This window comes from Saccharothrix saharensis, from assembly GCF_006716745.1.
GTDB lineage: Bacteria > Actinomycetota > Actinomycetes > Mycobacteriales > Pseudonocardiaceae > Actinosynnema > Actinosynnema saharense.
In genome coordinates, this window is the sequence record NZ_VFPP01000001.1 from 3,666,568 (window position 1) to 3,684,031 (window position 17,464).

Annotated in this window: 20 protein-coding genes; 9 read left to right on the top strand and 11 right to left on the bottom strand. The window is 73.7% G+C overall.

Translation table 11 applies throughout. From position 1 onward, the window contains the following. Positions 1-48 precede the first annotated feature (48 nt). A complete protein-coding gene (locus FHX81_RS15665) occupies positions 49-699 on the bottom strand; it encodes a response regulator (RefSeq protein ID WP_141978871.1) in 651 nt (216 codons plus the stop codon). Beyond that, entirely contained in the window at positions 696-1,817 is a 1,122-nt protein-coding gene (locus FHX81_RS15670; protein WP_141978872.1) for a sensor histidine kinase, read from the bottom strand. Before FHX81_RS15670 ends, FHX81_RS15665 begins: the two co-directional genes overlap by 4 nt. Positions 1,818-1,893: 76 nt before the next feature. Between FHX81_RS15670 and FHX81_RS15675 the strand changes: the two genes are divergently transcribed. Then, entirely contained in the window at positions 1,894-2,562 is a 669-nt protein-coding gene (locus FHX81_RS15675; RefSeq protein ID WP_141978873.1) for a RibD family protein, read from the top strand. Here the strand turns inward: FHX81_RS15675 and FHX81_RS15680 are convergent. After that, positions 2,544-2,945 carry a DoxX family protein gene (locus FHX81_RS15680; protein ID WP_141978874.1) on the bottom strand — a complete coding sequence of 134 codons (402 nt, stop codon included), beginning with the start codon at positions 2,943-2,945 and terminating at the stop codon, positions 2,544-2,546. The two genes, FHX81_RS15675 and FHX81_RS15680, sit on opposite strands and share 19 nt — an antisense overlap. Next, positions 2,938-3,657 carry a CDP-alcohol phosphatidyltransferase family protein gene (locus tag FHX81_RS15685; protein WP_141978875.1) on the bottom strand — a complete coding sequence of 240 codons (720 nt, stop codon included), beginning with the start codon at positions 3,655-3,657 and terminating at the stop codon, positions 2,938-2,940. Before FHX81_RS15685 ends, FHX81_RS15680 begins: the two co-directional genes overlap by 8 nt. A gap of 31 nt (positions 3,658-3,688) precedes the next feature. Between FHX81_RS15685 and FHX81_RS15690 the strand changes: the two genes are divergently transcribed. Continuing rightward, positions 3,689-4,657, top strand: a complete 969-nt coding sequence (locus tag FHX81_RS15690; RefSeq protein WP_141978876.1) for a zinc-dependent alcohol dehydrogenase — start codon at positions 3,689-3,691, stop codon at positions 4,655-4,657. Continuing rightward, positions 4,644-5,327 (top strand): creatininase family protein, encoded by a 684-nt coding sequence (locus tag FHX81_RS15695; protein WP_141978877.1) that lies wholly within the window; start codon positions 4,644-4,646, stop codon positions 5,325-5,327. Before FHX81_RS15690 ends, FHX81_RS15695 begins: the two co-directional genes overlap by 14 nt. Here the strand turns inward: FHX81_RS15695 and FHX81_RS15700 are convergent. From FHX81_RS15700 to FHX81_RS15715, 4 genes are read right to left on the bottom strand one after another with little or no spacing between them, the layout of a single operon-like run. Continuing rightward, positions 5,256-6,224 (bottom strand): lysylphosphatidylglycerol synthase transmembrane domain-containing protein, encoded by a 969-nt coding sequence (locus FHX81_RS15700; protein WP_246107836.1) that lies wholly within the window; start codon positions 6,222-6,224, stop codon positions 5,256-5,258. The two genes, FHX81_RS15695 and FHX81_RS15700, sit on opposite strands and share 72 nt — an antisense overlap. Beyond that, the gene (locus tag FHX81_RS15705; protein WP_141978878.1) at positions 6,221-7,000 is read right to left on the bottom strand and encodes a class I SAM-dependent methyltransferase; all 780 of its coding nucleotides are present in this window, start codon (positions 6,998-7,000) and stop codon (positions 6,221-6,223) included. The genes FHX81_RS15700 and FHX81_RS15705 overlap by 4 nt, the downstream gene beginning before the upstream one ends. Beyond that, positions 6,997-7,998 (bottom strand): glycosyltransferase family 4 protein, encoded by a 1,002-nt coding sequence (locus tag FHX81_RS15710; RefSeq protein ID WP_141978879.1) that lies wholly within the window; start codon positions 7,996-7,998, stop codon positions 6,997-6,999. Before FHX81_RS15710 ends, FHX81_RS15705 begins: the two co-directional genes overlap by 4 nt. Beyond that, on the bottom strand, positions 7,995-8,393 hold the full coding sequence (locus FHX81_RS15715) for a 6-pyruvoyl trahydropterin synthase family protein (protein WP_141978880.1): 399 nt from the start codon (positions 8,391-8,393) through the stop codon (positions 7,995-7,997). Before FHX81_RS15715 ends, FHX81_RS15710 begins: the two co-directional genes overlap by 4 nt. 93 nt (positions 8,394-8,486) lie before the next feature. Between FHX81_RS15715 and FHX81_RS15720 the strand changes: the two genes are divergently transcribed. The 6 genes from FHX81_RS15720 (at position 8,487) to FHX81_RS15745 (ending at position 14,650) form a co-directional block, all read left to right on the top strand. Further along, positions 8,487-9,128 carry a GTP cyclohydrolase II gene (locus tag FHX81_RS15720; RefSeq protein WP_141978881.1) on the top strand — a complete coding sequence of 214 codons (642 nt, stop codon included), beginning with the start codon at positions 8,487-8,489 and terminating at the stop codon, positions 9,126-9,128. A 106-nt stretch (positions 9,129-9,234) separates the two neighbouring features. After that, positions 9,235-10,647 carry an alpha/beta hydrolase gene (locus tag FHX81_RS15725; RefSeq protein ID WP_141978882.1) on the top strand — a complete coding sequence of 471 codons (1,413 nt, stop codon included), beginning with the start codon at positions 9,235-9,237 and terminating at the stop codon, positions 10,645-10,647. A 12-nt stretch (positions 10,648-10,659) separates the two neighbouring features. Then, entirely contained in the window at positions 10,660-11,754 is a 1,095-nt protein-coding gene (locus FHX81_RS15730; protein WP_141978883.1) for a sensor histidine kinase, read from the top strand. Next, the gene (locus FHX81_RS15735; RefSeq protein WP_141978884.1) at positions 11,754-12,467 is read left to right on the top strand and encodes a response regulator transcription factor; all 714 of its coding nucleotides are present in this window, start codon (positions 11,754-11,756) and stop codon (positions 12,465-12,467) included. Before FHX81_RS15730 ends, FHX81_RS15735 begins: the two co-directional genes overlap by 1 nt. 9 nt (positions 12,468-12,476) lie before the next feature. Continuing rightward, entirely contained in the window at positions 12,477-13,094 is a 618-nt protein-coding gene (locus FHX81_RS15740) for a hypothetical protein (protein WP_141978885.1), read from the top strand. Positions 13,095-13,519: 425 nt separating this feature from the next. Then, positions 13,520-14,650, top strand: a complete 1,131-nt coding sequence (locus tag FHX81_RS15745) for an ATP-grasp domain-containing protein (RefSeq protein ID WP_141978886.1) — start codon at positions 13,520-13,522, stop codon at positions 14,648-14,650. 45 nt (positions 14,651-14,695) lie between these two features. On the opposite strand, the gene FHX81_RS15750 is transcribed toward FHX81_RS15745, so the two are convergent. From FHX81_RS15750 to FHX81_RS15760, 3 genes are read right to left on the bottom strand one after another with little or no spacing between them, the layout of a single operon-like run. Then, a complete protein-coding gene (locus tag FHX81_RS15750) occupies positions 14,696-15,718 on the bottom strand; it encodes a LacI family DNA-binding transcriptional regulator (RefSeq protein ID WP_141978887.1) in 1,023 nt (340 codons plus the stop codon). Positions 15,719-15,725: 7 nt separating this feature from the next. Then, positions 15,726-16,559, bottom strand: coding sequence for a carbohydrate ABC transporter permease (locus tag FHX81_RS15755; RefSeq protein ID WP_141978888.1), 834 nt, complete (start codon positions 16,557-16,559; stop codon positions 15,726-15,728). Then, positions 16,556-17,440 (bottom strand): carbohydrate ABC transporter permease, encoded by an 885-nt coding sequence (locus FHX81_RS15760; protein ID WP_211363494.1) that lies wholly within the window; start codon positions 17,438-17,440, stop codon positions 16,556-16,558. Before FHX81_RS15760 ends, FHX81_RS15755 begins: the two co-directional genes overlap by 4 nt. Positions 17,441-17,464 lie beyond the last annotated feature (24 nt).

Genomic DNA, 17,464 nt, shown 5'->3' on the forward strand with positions numbered 1-17,464 from the left:
CATCGGGCGAAGAGCCGGCGCGACGCCGTACCTACGGGCAGGTGCGGACTAGTACTTCCGGCCGGTTTCGTAGGCCCACAGGGCGATCTCGACGCGGTTGCGGGCGCCCAGCTTGGCCATCAGGCTCGCGATGTGCGTCTTGACCGTGCTCAGGGTGATGTGCAGTTCGCCGGCGATCTCGCTGTTCGTGCGGCCGCGCGCCACGGTCGCCAGCACCTGCTCCTCGCGGTCGGTGAGCGGTTCGACGGGTTGCGCGGGTGACGCGGGTCCGGCGGCGGCGAAGGTCTTGAGCAGCCGGGCGGTGATGCTCGGCGCGATCAGCGCGTCGCCCTCGGCGGCGGCGTGCACGGCCTGGGTGAGCAGGGCGGGCCCGGCGTCCTTGAGCAGGAAGCCGACGGCACCGGCGCGCAGCGCGGCGTAGACGTACTCGTCCAGGTCGAACGTGGTGATGACGACGACGGCGAGCGGGTCCGGCACGTCCGGTCCGGCCAGCAGCCGGGTGGCCTCGATGCCGTCGACGCCGGGCATGCGGATGTCGAACAGGCACACGTCCGGGCGCAGGGCCCGGGCGAGGCGCACGGCTTCCCGCCCGTCGCCCGCCGAGCCGACGACCTCGATGCCGGGTTGGGCGTCGAGGATCATGGTCAGGCCGGTGCGGACGATCTCCTGGTCGTCGGCGACGACCACGCGGACGCTCATGCGGGCGTTCCCGTCCGGGGCAGGGTGGCGGTCACGGTCCAGCCCCGGTCGTCGGGGCCCGCGGCGCAGGTGCCGCCGAGCAGGTCCGCCCGTTCGAACATGCCGATGAGCCCGTAGCCGGGGGTGGTCGGCGCGGACCCCTCGCCGTCGTCGCTGACGCGCAGGTGCACGGACGTGGCGTCGGCGGCGACGCGGACCTCGATGCGGGTGGCGTGCCGGGCGTGCCGCTGCGCGTTCGTCACGGCTTCCCGGGCCAGGCGGTAGACCGCCGCGTCGATCGACGGGTGCAGGTCGGCCAGGTCGCCGGTGATGCCCACGTCGACCGACGGGCCGGCGCGGTGCGCGGTGGCCAGGTCCCGGAGGTCGGCGATGCGCGGGCTGGGTGCGAGGTCGGCCGCTTCGCCGCGCCGCAGGACCCGCACCATCGCGCGCATCTCGGCCAGGGCGCGCGAGGCCTCGGCCTCGATCAGGCGCAACGCGTCCACGGCGGCGTCCGGGTGCCCCACCGCGAGGCCCGCCTGGGCGCGGATCGCGATGGCGGACACGTGGTGGGCGACGGTGTCGTGCAGGTCGCGGGCCAGCCGTTCCCGTTCCAGCAGCTTGACCCGGTCGAGCTCACGGGTCCGCAGCCGGGACCGGTAGCGCATGGCGACGCCGAGGGCGGTGGCGGCGAAGACGACGGTCAGGCCGCCGATCGCGTCCGCGAGGGAGAGGTCGCGCAGCGCCGTGGACACGCACGCGCTGCCGGTCACGAGGGCCAGGCCGAGCACGGCTTCGCGGCCCGAACCCCACCTGACCACCGAGTACACCAGCACCAGCAGGAACGCCGCGGTGTACGGCTCGCCGCGGTCGTAGCCGGTGATCAGCGGGACCAGGCCGGTGACGCCGAACGCCAGGACGAGCACGAGCAGCGGCCGGGTCCGCCGCCACAGCAGGGTGGGCAGCAGGCCGATCGTGACGGCCGCCCACGGGAAACGCCACGGGACGTCCGGCCGGAGGGCCGCTTCCAGCAGCGCGGCGGGCACGAGCGCGCCCACCAGTGCCCAGTCGCGCCACACCCGCGCCGGGGCGTGGTGCGGCCGGGGTTCGACCCAGGCGGAGCGCAGGACGTGGAACACCCGCTGATGGTAGGAGAGCCGCGACCGCCGCGGATCGGCCTCAAGTACTAGACGGCACCGTCGGTACGGTGGGTCCGTGATCCGTCCGCACGTCCTGCTCAGCGTGGCCGTCAGCCTGGACGGCTACATCGACGACCGCGACGAGCAACGGTTCCCGCTGTCCAACGCCGAGGACTTCGACCACGTCGACCAGGCGCGGGCCGAGTCCGACGCGATCCTGGTCGGGGCGGCGACGATCCGGCGCGACAACCCGCGCCTGCTGGTCCGGCACGCGGACCGCCGGGCCGCCCGGGTCGTGGCGGGCCGGCCCGAGCACCCGCTGAAGGTCACCGTCACGGGCAGCGGCGACCTCGACCGGACGCGCGCGTTCTGGCAGGACGGCGACCGGCTCGTCTACACCGCCGAGCACGGTCACGGGCGCGCGGTCGCGGCCGTCGGCGACCTGGCGGACGTCGTGTCGCTCGGCCCGTCGGTCGACTTCGGGGCGTTGCTGGACGACCTCGGCGCGCGGGGCGTGGACCGGCTCATGGTCGAGGGCGGCGGCACGGTCCACACCGCGTTCCTGTCCGCCGGGCTGGCCGACGAGGTCCGGGTGGCGGTCGCGCCGATGCTGATCGGGCAGGTCACCGCGCCCCGGTTCGTCAACCCGGCCGAGTTCCCGGGCGGTCCGGCGCGCCGCTTCCACCTGGAGGACGTGACCAAGCTCGGCGACGTGGCCGTGCTGCGCTACTTCCCGAAGCGCTGAAGCAGGCCCCGGACGGTGTCGCGGCGACCCCACGCCACGACCGCGGCCAGCACGAGCAGCACCGCGGGCAGCACCGCGCCGGACGAGTCCCGCAGCACGAACAGCTCCGTGACGACCGCGCCGGCCATCACGCCCGCCAGGCCCAGCCCGGCGAGCCCACAGAGGACCGGCACGAGCAGGCCGAGCGCGCCGGCGATCTCCAGCACCCCCGTCACGTACCGCAGCCACTGGCCGGACCCGATCCGGTCGAACTTGCCCACGAAGTCGTCGCCGAGCAGCGACACACCGCTGTGGACGAAGTACGCGGCCAACAGCACCTGCAACACCCACAGGGCGATGTTGGCGACGTCGCGGACGACGTTCGGGCGAGCTGCGTCAGCCACGGCTGACTCCTTCCACGGGTGCGGGGGCGTTGCGCCACAACCAGGCGATGTCACGGCCGAACGACCAGAGCAGCGAGGACAGCGCGAGTCCGACGAGGACGGTCGGGTGCGGCGGCAGGCCGGAGGCGGCGGCGACCAGGGTGACCCCCTGCACCGCCGCGACCACCTTGCGGGCTCGGCTCGGCGGCAGCGCGCCCCGCAGCCAAGCCCAGCCCCAGGACGCCGCGACGAACGCGTACCGCAGCGCGCCCACCACGAGCACCCACGGGCCGAGGTCCGCGGCGACGTGCGCGCTCAGCACCAGGATCAGGAACGCGTCGACCTCCATGTCGAACCGCGCGCCCAACGCCGACGCGGTGCCCGTGCGCCGTGCCACCCGACCGTCCACGAAGTCCAGGGCCAGCGCCACGGACGCGAGCACGACCAGCAGCGCGGTGTGGTCGCCGCCGTCGGCCACCAACGCCGTGACGCCGCCGACCAGCAGCCCCCGGGCCGACGTGACGCGGTCGGCCGGCCCGAGCGCCGTCCGCGCCCGGCGCACCGCACCACCGAGCAACGCCTGGTTGGCCACCGCGTACGCGACGCCGGCGAGCCACCCGAGCGGCCCCAGCCCGACCGTGCTGCCCAACAGGCCGAGGACGACCAGCTGGCCGCCTGCCCACGCGGCCGGCTCGGTGTCGAGCCGGGCAGGGGTGTGGTGAAGTGTCGTCATCGTGCCCCTCGTCGTTCGGAGGTTGTACCAGGTGACACGCACTGCGAGGGCCCTCTGGTTCACCTCATCGGGAAAAAGTGAGATCCGGGACGTGGCGCTGCCCGAACCGGGGCCGGGCGAAGTGCTGGTCCGCACGCTGTACTCGGGGATCAGCCGGGGCACGGAAAGCCTGGTCCTGCGCGGTGGCGTGCCGGAGAGCCAGCACGACGTGATGCGGGCGCCGTTCCAGGAGGGCGGGTTCCCGTGGCCGGTGAAGTACGGCTACCTCAACGTCGGCGTGGTCGAGCGCGGGCCCCTGCTCGGTCGCACGGTGTTCTGCCTCTATCCACACCAGACGCACTACGTGGTGCCCGCCGACGCCGTCACGCCCGTGCCGGACGCGGTGCCCGCCGCACGGGCCGTGCTCGCCGGGACGGTGGAGACGGCGGTGAACGCGCTGTGGGACGCCAAGCCGATGATCGGCGACCGGATCGCGGTCGTCGGTGGCGGGATGGTCGGGTGCGCCGTGGCCGCCGTGCTGGCCCGGTTCCCGGGCGTGCGGCTGCACCTCGTGGACGCCGACCCGGACCGTGCGGCGGTGGCCGACGCGCTGGGGGTCGCGTTCGCGTCGCCCGGGGACGCCGAGGGGAACTGCGACCTGGTCGTGCACGCGAGCGCGTCCGAGGCGGGGTTGGCCCGGTCGTTGGCGCTGCTCGCGCCGGAGGGTCAGGTGGTGGAGCTGAGCTGGTACGGCGACCGGTCGGTGTCCGTGCCGCTGGGCGAGTTCTTCCACTCGCGGCGGCTGAGGGTGCGCAGCAGCCAGGTGGGTGTGGTGGCACGACCGGACCGCACGCACGCCGAGCGGATGGCGTTGGCGCTGGACCTGCTCGCCGACCCCGCGTTCGACGCGCTGATCAGCGGGCAGAGCCGGTTCGACGACCTGCCGTCCCTGCTGGCCGGTGGCGCGCTGCCGCCGCTGTGCCACCGCGTTGACTACGGTTCCGGGCATGTACCTGCCTGACACCACCGAGGACGTGCGGGCGCGGGCGGCGACCGTGGCGGTGCTGCCGGTCGGCAGCCACGAGCAGCACGGCCCGTACCTGCCGCTGGCCACGGACACGGTCGTCGCCTGCGCCATCGCCCGGGCCATCGGCGACGCGCACCCCGTGCAGGTGCTGCCGCCGATCACGATCTCGTGCTCGCACGAGCACGCCGCGTGGCCCGGGACGGTGAGCATCTCGGCGCGCACGCTGTACGCGGTGGTGCGGGACGTCGCGGACTCGTTGCGCCGGTCGGGTGTGCCGCACCTGGTGCTGGTCAGCGGGCACGGCGGGAACTACGTGCTGGCGAACGTGGTGCAGGAGTCGGAGGGGATGGCGTTGTTCCCCGGCAGCGGCGACTGGGCCGCGGCACGGGCCGCCGCCGGGGTGGTGACGTCGTCGCGCGGCGACATGCACGCGGGTGAGCTGGAGACGTCCATCCTCCTGCACGCCCACCCGGAGCTGGTGCGGCCCGGCTACGAGGCGGCCGACCACCTGGCCGACGACCGGCCCCACCTGCTCACGCTGGGACTCGGCCCGTACACGGGGTCCGGGGTGGTCGGGCGGCCGTCGTTGGCGTCAGCCGACAAGGGCAGGGACGTGCTCGCGGTCCTCGTCGAGTCGTTCCGGTCGTACCTGGCGCTGTTCTGAGGTCCGGAACAGGGTGAGCACGCCGGGCAGGCTGCCGATCAGCGCCAGCACGCCGTAGACGACACCGGTCGTGAGGCCTTGCGCGGCACCGAGACCGGCCGACCCGAACGCCACCGCGAGGAACGCCTCGCGCGGCCCGAAGCCGCCCACGTTCAGCGGGACGGCCATCACCAGCAGGGCCACCACGAGCAGCGGGAGCAGCCGGGTGAGCGGGACCTCCGCGCCCGCGGCCCTGGCGGCGACGGCGAACAACGCCACGTGCCCGGCCAGCGCCGCGGCGGACAGCAGGGCGACCTCGGGCAGGACTCCGCGGTCGAGCAGGCCGGTGCGCGCGTCGTGCCAGGTGGCGCGCACCGCCCGGCGGACCTTCGCCGACAGGCACGCCGACGCCAGGACGAGCACGGCGGCCGGCACGGCCGGCGCGGGGACGTCGACCGGGACGGATCCCGTGAGCACCACGGCCACGCCGACGGCGATCAGGACGGCCTGACCGGCGCCGCGCTCCAACACCACGGCCCGCACCCCGCGCCCGACGTCACCGGCCTGCCGACCGTGGCTCACCGCCCGGTGCACGTCACCCAGCACACCCGCGGGCAGGACGGCGTTGAGCAGGAGGGCGCGGTAGTAGTCGGAGACGGCGGCGGCGAGGGTGAGCGGCAGGCCGAGGCGGCGGGCGATGAGGCACCACCGCCACGCGCTCGCCACGGTGGTCAGCAAGCCGATGCCCAGGGCGGCGGCCACGGCCCAGCCGTCGACCGCCCGCAGGCCGGCCAGGAACGCCTCGGCACCCAACCGCCACCCGAGCCCGACGAGGATCACGACCGCGCCCGCCAGGCGGAGCCACGGCCAGGCAAGCGGCAAGCGGCGGGTCAGGGGCGGGGGCGTGCGGCTGCTCACCTCGGCACCGCCAGCAGGTCCGCGTGACCGACCACCACGTGCGGTCCGAGTTCGAGCTTCCGCCGCACGTAGGACGGTGCCTCGGCGGCCAGGCCGGGTTCCTGCTCGACCGCCGCCGCCACCCACCCGCGCAGCCACTCCCCCGCCAGCGCGGCCTGTTCCGGGCCCAACCGCCACGGGCTCGGGCTCGTCGCCACCTCGGCCCCGCGCCGCTCGAACGCCGCCACCGCCGCGTCGACCGCGTCCGGCCCCAGCAGGCGCCGCCCGTCGACCACCCGGCGCTGGTGTGCGTTGAACGCCGCCTCGAAGTCCGCGTCCAGCGGCTCGGCCGGGTCGAACTCCACCCGGCCGACCACCGACAGCGTGAACAGCGCCGGGCACCCCGCGTCCGCGCACGCGCCCGCCAGCCCGTCCACCTCCTCCGCCGTCAGCAGGTCAAGCAGCGCCGACGCGGTGACCAGCGACGTCCCGGCCAGGTCCGCGCCGGTCAACCCGGTCACGTCGGCCTCGTGCGTCTCGATCGTCACCCCGCTCACGGTCGCCGCCGCGATGCTGAGCAGCCGGGGGTCGCGGTCGTGCAGCACCCAGTGCTGCGGACCTCCCAGCCGTCCGGCGAGCCACCGTCCCAACGATCCCGTGCCACACCCGAGATCACGCACCACGAGGGGTGTCCGGTTCAGAACGATCTTGCGGAGCCGGTCGACCAGGTCGAGCGCGCGGGCCTCCGCGTCGGCCTTCTCGCGCAGGGACAGCCATTCCGGGGCGAAGGTGCTCATGGCCGCAGACTAGCCAGCACCTCGGCCAGCCCGGCCGCCGTCACGTCCCAAGTGGACAGTTGGCGGCGGCGCGCCAGGGCACGACCGCGCAGGTCACGCCGCCACGCGTCATCGGTCAACCACCGCCGCAACGCCCCGGCGAACGCCCCCACGTCACCGGCCGGCAGCAGCACCCCGCCGTCACCGAGCGCGTCCGGCACGGCGCTGGCCACCACCGGCACGCCCCGCGCCAACGCCTCGGTCACCACCATCCCGTACGTCTCGGCCCACGACGCCAGCACGAACAGGTCCGCCGTCGCGTACGCGCGGTCCAGCAACGGCCCGGTGAGGGGGCCCGGCAGCTCGATCCGCGAACCCAGGCCGTGCCGCTCGACCACCTCGCGCACCGGCCACCGCTGCGCACCGACGAACGCGCACGTCCACGACAGGTCGGCCACCGAAGCCAAGGCCCGCACCAGCACGTCGTGCCCCTTGCGCGGCGTCACGGAAGCCACGCAGAGCAACCGGGAGGCACCGTCCGTGCCGGTGGCCGACGGCGCGGGGTCGACGCCGGGCGCGACGACGTGGACCCGGGCGAGGGAGTGGTGTGACATGAGCCGCCGTGCCGCCGACGGGCTCGTGGCCACGACGGCGCGGACCGCGCGCAGGCACTCGCCTTCGGCGGCGTCCAACCGGGACGCCACCGCCGGATCCAGCCCCGTCTCGTCCGCCAGCGGCAGGTGCACCAGCACGACCAGCCGCAGCCGGTCGGCGTGCGGCACGACGACCTCGGGGACGCCGCACGCCACCAGGCCGTCGAGCACGACGACCGACCCGTCCGCGATCGCGGCCAACACCCGGCCCAACGCCGCACGAGCCGCCGGGTCGGGTCGCGGCCACGCGCCGGGCACCTCGACGTCGCGCACCTGTCCCAACCCGTGGACGACCCGGCGGTCGTAGGCGTTGCCGCCGCTGGGCGATGCCGGGTCGTCCACGGGACGGACGAAGTGGACCGTCACAGCGCGCGTTCGTAGCTCGCCCAGGCGACGTGCGACTCGTGCAGCGTGACCTCGATCCCGGACAGCCCGCGTGCGCCCTCGCCGAGCGAACCCGCGTGCACGGCGTCCGCGAGCGCGTCCGCGATGTGCTTGGCCAGGAACTCGGTCGACGTGTTCACCCCGGCGAACTCCGGCACGTCGTCCAGGTTGCGGTAGTTGAGCTCGGCCAGGACGGCGCGCAGCCGCTCGGTCGCGAGTCCGATGTCGACCACGATGTTGTCCGCGTCGAGCCGGTCCCGCTTGAACCGGGCGTCCACCACGAACGTCGCCCCGTGGAGCCGTTGCGCCGGACCGAAGACCTCGCCGCGGAAGCTGTGGGCGACCATCACGTGGTCGCGAACGGTGATGCTGAACAGGGTGACCTCCGCCGGTGGTGCGAGCTACGGTGCGAGTACCGGCCCGAGCGTAGTGAACGCCTCGGCCGGTGCCGGGTGCGACGAGGGAGCCGGATGCGCGAGGAAGCCTTCAACGACGGGGACGTGGCGGAGTCGGACCTGGTGACGCGCCGCGGCACGTTCCGCGCGGTGGCGTTCCGGGCCGACGGGCACGAGCACATGGCGTTGGTCTACGGCGCGACGGACGTGCGGGAGGACGTGCTCGTGCGCGTGCACTCCGAGTGCATGACGGGCGACATCTTCGGCGCGATGCGCTGCGAGTGCGGCGACCAGCTTGACGCGGCGCTGGACCGGATCGTCACCGAGGGCGGCGGCATCCTGATCTACCTGCGCGGCCACGAGGGGCGCGGCATCGGCTTGGTGGACAAGGTGCGCACGCACGTGCTGCAGGACGAGGAGGGCCTGGACACGCTCGACTCCGCGACCACGCTCGGCCTGCCGGTCGACGTCCGCGACTACTCCCCCGCCGCGCGCATCCTGAAGCACCTCGGTGTCACGTCGGTGCGGTTGCTGTCGAACAACCCGGACAAGATCGCCGCCCTGACCGCACGCGGCATCGAGGTCTCGGCCCGCGTGCCGCACCTGGCGCCGCCGAACCGGCACAACATCGGCTACCTCACCGCCAAGCGCGATCGGCTCGGCCACGACCTGCCCCAGGTGGACGTGTTCGCCGCCGACTCCCCCGCCGACCGCTGACGGACTGGCCGTCGGGCGCAACGCGCAACACGAGCACCGAACGCGTTGCGAAAGATCTGTCCTGAGGCAGACGCGCGGGTCGGTGCCGGCCTCCCAGGCTGGGCTCATGAGGAGAACGTTCGCAGGTGTGGTGGGCGCGGTCGGGTTGGTCGCCGCGCTCGCCGTCGCGCCGGGGGTCGCGCAGGCCGCCGGGACCGGGGTGTCGTGGGTGGACTGCGGTGACGGGCTGCAGTGCGGTGAGGTGACCGTGCCGGCGGACTGGGGCAGGCCGCGCGGTGCCCGGGTGTCGCTGGGCGTGGCCCGGCTGCCCGCGCAGGACCAGGCGACGAAGAAGGGCGTCCTGTTCGTCAACCTCGGCGGGCCGGCGCAGCAGATCTCGGTGCTGCGCGTCGCCAAGGGCGCGTTCACCGACCTGACCCGGTGGTTCGACGTGGTCGTGTCGGACCCGCGCGGGTTCGAGGCGAGTGCCGGCATCGCGTGCCCGTACCCGGCGCCGCTGCCGGAGAACCTGGAGTGGGCTTCCCCGGACCGGGCCACCTACGAGCGGTACCGGACGGCGAACCACCGGTTCGGTGTCGACTGCGGGCGGGTCGCCGCCGGACCGCTGGCCGGTCACCTCGACTCGGGGCAGGTCGCGCACGACATGGACGCCATCCGGGTCGCGCTCGGGCAGGAGCGGCTGAACTACTACGGCAACTCCTACGGCACGGTGTTCGCGCAGGCGTACGCGCGGCTCTTCCCGACGCGGATCGGGAGGATGTACCTGGACAGCGTGCTGGACCACACCCGTCGGTCGTGGACGGACTGGCTGCTGCCGCGGGCGCGGACCATGGAGCGCAACATGGTCCGGTTCGCGCAGTGGTGCGACGCGGACGCGGCCTGCGCGCTGCACGGGCGTGACGTGCTGAAGACGTGGGACGAGGTGCTCGCACGGGCCGCGCGCGAGCCGATCCCGGCCGGCGACCGGACGGTGAACGCGTCCCGGATCGCGTCGCGGACCAACCCCGCCTACGAGGAGGAGTGGGCCGCCCTGGCGCTGGCCATCGCCGAGGCGCACGCGGGCGACGCGACGCGGTTCGCCGAGCAGCCCGCCGGCGGGCGTGACCCGGACCTGTCCCGGATCGCGTTCTGCGCCGACTTCCCGTACCCCTCCGACTACCGGGTGCTGAAGTCGTGGGAGGACGGGTTGCGCCGCGTCACGCCCCACATCGGGTGGGTCGCGACGTGGCCGATGGCCTACCACTGCGCGGGCCTGCCCGACACCGGCACGTACCCGCCGCACCGGCTGCGCGTCTCCGGGCTGGGGCCGGTGCTGGTCGCCAGTGGCGAGCACGACTCCACCACGCCGCCGGAGGACGCGCGGCGGGTGGTGGCACAGCTCGGGAACGCGCGGTACCTGCCGGTGCAGGGCGGGCACGCGCTGTACTTGAGCGGCCACCCGTGCGTCCGGGAGCACGTCCACCGGTACCTGGTCGACGGCGTGCTGCCGCCGGACGGGACGGCGTGCGGCGTTGCGTAGACGATGGTCCGCGTGAAGTCCCTGCGGGAAGTCCTGCTCGTCGTCGGCGTCACGGCGGCGTTGGTGCTCCTGGCGCGGTGGGAGGGGCGGGGCGGACCGCCGCAGGGGCTGGGGCTGCTGGTCGGCTCCAGCCTCTGCGTCACCCTGCCGCTGCTGCTGCGGCACGTGCTGCCGTTGACGTCGGCGGTGCTGTCGGCGGTGGTGGGCTTGGGCGGGATCGGGTTCCTGCCCGCGTGGCCGGGGATGCTGGTCACCATGGGCGCGTTCTGCGCGGCCGTGTACCACCGCGAGCGCGGACCGGGGCTGGTGCTCGCGGTGTGCGGGTGCTGGGTGCTGGTCAGCGCGGTGATCGCGGGCAGCCCCGTGCAGGTGTTCACCGTGACGGACCTGGTGGTGATGGGCGTCGCGCCGGTGGCGACCGGGTACGCGTTGCGGCTGCACCGGGAACGGGCGGAGCAGGCGTTGCGGGTGCAGCGGGCGGAGGCCGACCGGGCGTCGGCCGAGGAACGGGCGCGGCTGGCCCGGGACGTGCACGACAGCGTCGGCCACCACCTCACCGCGATCCGGATGCAGGCCACGGCCGTGCGGCGGGTGCTGGGCGGCGAGTCCTCGATCGCCGACCGGGCGTTGGGCACCATCGCGGACCTGTCGTCGTCCGCGTTGGACGAGGTGCGGGGCTTGTTGAGCACGCTGCGGGACGTGCCGGCCGGGGCCGGGTTGGCGGAGCTGGACCGGCTGGTCGGGCGGCTGTCCGGGCCGGATCGGCGGATCGCGGTGACGTGGTCCGGCCAGGCCGAGCGGGCGGTGCCGGCGGACGTCGACCAGGCGGCCTACCGGGTGGTGCAGGAGGCGTTGACCAACGTGGTCCGGCACTCCGGCGCGGGCGAGGTGGACGTGCGGCTGCACCGGGACCGGGACCGGCTGGTCGTGACCGTCGTGGACGACGGGCCGGTGGTGGGTTCCCGGGAGTCGGAGGGGCTGGAGGGGCAGGGGATCCGGGGGATGCGCGAGCGGGTGCGTCAGCTCGGTGGCACGCTCACCGCCGGGCCGCGTGAGCCGGGTGGGTGGCGCGTGCGGGCCGAGCTGCCGACGGGAGGGACGGCGTAGTGGCGATCCGGGTGGTCGTCGCCGACGACCAGGCGGCGGTGCGGGAAGCGCTGCGGATGGTGCTGGACGGCGAGCCGGACATCGAGGTGGTCGGGGAGGCGGCGAGCGGCGCGGAGGCCGTGCACGTGACGCTGGTCCGGCGGCCGGACGTGGTGGTGATGGACCTGCGGATGCCCCACGGCGACGGGATCGCGGCGATCACCCGGCTCAGCGGGGCCCGGCCGGAGATCTCGGCGCCGGAGATCTCGGCGCCGGAGGTCCCGGCGCCGGAGGTCCCGGCGCCGAGGATCCTGGCGCCGAAGATCCTGGCGCTGACGACGTTCGACGTGGACGAGTACCTGTTCGGCGCGTTGGCGGCGGGCGCGGGCGGGTTCTTGTTGAAGGACAGCGATCCCGCGTTGTTGTTGGAGGCGGTGCGCGGGCTGCACGAAGGGCGGGGGTTGATCGACCCCAAGGTCACGGGACGGCTCATCGCCCGGTTCGCCCAGCTGTCACCCCGGCCGGCGCCCAGCCGGGTCGACCAGCTCACCGCGCGGGAGCGGGAGGTGCTGGCGCACGTGGTGCGGGGGTTGAGCAACGCGGAGATCGCCGGTGCGCTCACCATCGAGGAGGGCACGGTGAAGACGCACGTGGCCCGCATCCTCACCAAGCTCGGCCTGCGCACACGGGTGCACGCGGTGATCTACGCATACGAGCACGGCCTCGCCCAATAGGGTCAACCGGTGCCCATCGCATTCGACACGACCGGCCTCCGCCGGCACGACCGGACCACCTGGGTGGACCCCGCGACCGGCGACCAGGTCAGCCTCACGTACTCCGACCTGGTGCCGGACCTGCCCGCGTCGTGGGACGACCTGCCGGAGCTGCGGCACGACCTGGCCGTCACCACCGGCGAGGTCGGGTGCCTGATCGAGGCGCACCACGTGCGGCTGGGCGACGTGCCCGCGTTGTTCCGGGTGGTGAAGGTGCCGCTGCCGGACCAGCCGTCGGGGCAGGTGTTCATCGGCTCGTTCACCGTGCCCAAGGCGGGGAGCAGCGCCGTGCTCGAACTCCAGGCGGCGGAGCGGGGGCGGACCGGGATGCGGGAGGCCGTGCTGGTGGCGCAGCTCGGGTTCGACGGGTGGGTGCTGCCGCACCCGTACGCGCCGGAGGTGCGGGGGCGACTGCCGTTCCACAGGGGCGACGACCCGCGTTACGACGCTCAGTTCGCCGACCACCCGCTGTCCCGCGTCCGGGCTTGGGCGCACCACGTCGTCCGCACCGCGCGGGTCGACCCGGCGTTCGCCGCCCTGCCGCCGTTCTCGCCGGGTGCGGCGGGACCTGACCTTCACCTCCCCTAACCCGAGAGTCGAACACTCAGGTCCCGAGAGTCCTACGTTCAGGACCCGTGAGTTCAACGTTCGCGCCACACACCGTTAGGCGTGAGCGTTGAATTCAGGGGTCCTGAACGTTCGACTCTCGAGACCTGAGCGTTCGACTCTCGCGGGTGGGTTTGGGTGAGTCGGGGGTGGCGTGAGACCGTGGAGGCGCACAGCCCGCGTTCGGGCTGGTAGATCACGGTTCACGCAGCCGGCCCCGGGGCACCGACCGGGCCGAGTGGACGCTCCACCGCTCCCACCCCGCGGCACCGCGGGTTCCACGGCATCGACGTCCACGCCACCGCGTGGCGGGCGCGGCCGTCCCGACTCACCCCCCACGGGAGCACGCCATCAGCATCTCCACTCCGCTGCCGCCCGTCGTCGGCGCACCTCGCATGCTCACCGACGTGTACGGACCCGGCGTCGCCGTCTGCGCGCGCCCGGCCGCCGGCGACCACCGGCACCGCAACACCGTCGACGCGCTCTCCGCCCGCCCGATCGCGGTCGCCGGCGGCGCACCGGTCATCTGCAGCGCGGGTGGCACGGACCCGGAGCTCCTGGCACAGCTGCACGAGGGCGGCCTGCCGGTCGGCGACGACCTGCGCGACTTCCGCGACGAGGCCGGGTTCGCCGCCCGCCTCACCGAGGCGGTGGCCGACGGCCTGCCGATCTCGATGGAGTACCCCCACCCGACCGCGCTGTGCCCCGACGACCGCGTGGTCAAGACCGCCCGCCTGGTCGGCTACCTGAACAACAAGGCCACCATCAGCACGTTCGTCGACCCGCGCTTCCACGCGCGCCGCAGCGTGGTCACCCGTGCGGACCTGGCCGAAGCCGCGCCGGCGGCGACGTCCTGGGTCCTCAAGGCCGCCACCGACGACGCGCACGGCGGCAGCCTCGACGTCTACCTGCACGAGGCGGGCGAACGGGTCGCGTTCCCGGCGTTCACCGACGTGCTCGGCGAGTTCGTGATCGAGGAGTACTTGCAGCTCACGCGCAACTGGGGCGTGCAGCTCTACGTCGCACCGGACGCCGTCGCCCGCCTGCTCGCCGTCACCGAACAGCGCGTCGACGACACCGGCGTGTACGTCGGCGGCCGGTTCGGCCCGGTCAGCCCGCCGCCGGCGGACCTGCTCGCGGAGTGCCTGGCGATCACCCAGCGCGCCGCCGACCTCGGCTACCGCGGCCTGTGCAGCCTGGACTGCGCCGAGACGGCGGACGGGCGGCTGGTCATGCTCGACCTGAACTTCCGGATCACGAGCGGCTCGATCCCGCTGCTCGCGCTCCAATCGGCCCGCCCCGACGCGCTCGACGGCTACGCCGAGTCGGTGAAGCTGACGGCCGCCACCCCGCTGGCCGACCTGCTCGCCCACGTCCGCCCCGCCCTGGACGCGGGCGGCGTGCTGATCACCTCCGGCCACGACACCACCCGCACCGACAACCCCGTCGTGCTCAGCACCCTCCAACTGCTGGTCCACGGCGACGACCCGGACGACGTCACGGCCCGCCGCAGGGCGCTGACGTCGTTCACGCGCTAGGAGCCGCGCCGCGTGACCTGCGGGCGGGGTGCTGCTCCGCGAGCGCTAGGTCGAGGCGCGGACGACCAGTTCGGTCGGCAGGATGGAGGCGGCCGGTGGTTCGCCACGGACCTGTTCCAGCAGGAGGCGCACCATTTCGCGGGTGATGCGCTGGAACGGTTGGCGCACCGTGGTCAGGGCGGGGCGGGTGGAGGTGGCGATGCTGGAGTCGTCGAAGCCGCCCACGGCGACGTCCTCCGGCACGCGGCGGCCCGAGTCGTGCAGGACGTTCAGCGCGCCGGCGGCCATCAGGTCGGACGCCACGAACACCGCGTCCAGGTCCGGGGCCCGCTCCAGCAGGGTGGACATGGCCGCCTCACCGCCCGCGCGGCTGTAGTCGCCGTGCGCGATCAGGTCCGGGCTGGCGTCGGACCCCAGCACGTCCCGGTAGCCGGCGAGGCGTTCGACGCCGCCGGGCGTGTCGGGCGGACCGGTGATGGTGGCGATGCGCCGACGGCCGCGCGACCGCAGGTGCTCGACCATCAGCCGCGCGCCGGAACGGTCGTCGGCGGCGGCGTAGGCGACCTGGCCCTCGTGGCCGATCGGCTTGCCGCAGGCCACGACGGGGATGCCCGAGTCGCGCAGCTCCTCCAGCAGGGGGTTGCCGGTGTGCGACGACACCAGCAGCACGCCGTCCACGTGACCGGCGGCGATGAAGCGGCTCGTGCGCTTGCGCTCCACCTCGGTGCTGGCGGTCATGAGCAGCACGGGCACGTCGACCTCGGCGAGCTCCTGGGTGCAGCCCTGGAGCAGGATGCTGAAGTTCGGGTCCTCGAACAGCCGCTGCTGCGGCTCGGTGAGCACGAACGCCACGGAGTGCGCGCGCTGGGTGACGAGGCTGCGCGCGGCCGGGTTGGCGACGTAACCCGTGGTCCGCACGGCCTTCAGCACGGCCTCCAGCGCCGTGGGGCTGACGTTGCGGCCGCCGTTGAGCGCGCGCGACACCGTGCCGCGGGACACGCCCGCGGCAGCCGCCACGTCGTGGATGGTCGGCCGGTGCCGCGCCGCCTTGCTGCGCTCGACGCTCATGACTCCCTCATGCCTTCACCGCTCCGGAGAGCAAGTCGATGCGCCAGTATCGCTGCAACGTGAGGAACAGCGCGATCAAGGGCAGCACCGACACCAGCGAACCGGTGACGACGAGGGTGTACAGCGCGGGTGTGGTGTTGCCCTGCTTGAGCATCGTGTACAGCCCCAGCGTGACCGGGAACTTCCCGTCGTCGCCGAGCATGATGTAGGGCAGCATGAAGTTGTTCCAGATCGACACGAACTGGAACAGGAACACCGTGACCAGGCCCGGGACCATCATCGGCAGCGCGATGGAGCCCAGGATGCGCGCCTCGCCCGCCCCGTCCGTGCGGGCCGCCTCGACCACCTCCTCCGGCACGGACGCGGCCGCGTAGATGCGGGCCAGGTAGATGCCGTACGGGCTGATCACGCTCGGCAGCAGCACGGACAGGTAGGTGTCGGTCAGGCCCACCTTCGCCAGCAGCAGGTACTGCGGGACGGCCAGCACCACGGCGGGCACGAGCACGCCCGCGATCAAGGCGTTGAAGATCAACGCCCGCCCCCGGAACGCGTACTTGGCCAGCGCGTACCCGGTCACGCCCGACAACGCCGCCGACAGCAGCGCGCCCAGCCCCGCGTACAGCGCCGAGTTCGCCATCCACCGCCAGAACACGCCACCGCGGTAGCCGTTCAGCTCGGCCAGGTTCGCCACCAGCGACGACCCGACCGACAACGTCGTCGTGGAGAACAGCTCACCGGTGCTCTTCGTCGCCGCGACCAGCACCCACGCCACCGGGAACAGGCAGTACACCGCACCCAGGAGCAGCACGAACGTCGGCAGGCCACCCAGCCGCACCCTCACCGCTCACCCCCGAACGCCCGCGACCGCGTCACCCGCAGCAGCCCGAACGAGATCACGAACATCACCGACGCGATCAGCACCGACGTGGCGGCGGCGGAGTAGAGGTCACCTCGGCCGAACGCGTCCTGGTAGACCTTCATCAACGGCGTCCAGGTGAGCGAGAGCGAGTTGGTCAGCGGCGCCAGCGTGGTCGGCTCGGCGAACACCTGCAGCGTCGCGATGATCGAGAACAACGACGTCAGCACGAGCGCGGGCGCGAGCAGCGGGATCTTGATCCGCACCGCGACCTGCCACGGCGTGCAGCCGTCGATCCGGGCCGCCTCGTACAGGTCGCGCGGGATGGACCGCAGCGCGGTGTGGAGGACGACCATGTTGTAGCCGACACCGCCCCACACCGCGATGTTGGCCAGCGCGAAGTAGATGCCGGTCGGCGACAGCAGGTCCACCCCCGGCATCGACAGCTCGCGCAGCAGCTGGTTGAGCGGGCTGGTGCCGGGCAGGTACAGGAAGCCCCAGAGCAGCGACGCGATCACGCCCGGGATCGCGTACGGCAGGAAGATGGCGATCCGGCTGAACCCGCGGGCCCGCACCCGGTCCTCGTCCAGCAGCAGCGCGAACACCAGGGCCAGGCCCAGCATCGTCGGCACGAGGATCGCGCCGTAGCCGAGCACCCGCAACGCGCCCGCGCCCAACTCGGAGTCGGTGAGCGCGCGCACGTAGTTGTCCAGCCCCACGAACACCTCGGAGCGGCTGCCCCTGCCCAGCCCGAGGCCCCTGACCTCGGTGCGGAACAGGCTCAGGTACACCGTGTAGGCGATCGGCAGCGCGAACACCAGCACGAACAGCACCACCGCCGGGGCCACGAAGGCGTACGGCGCCACCCTGGGCGCCGCACCACCCCGCGC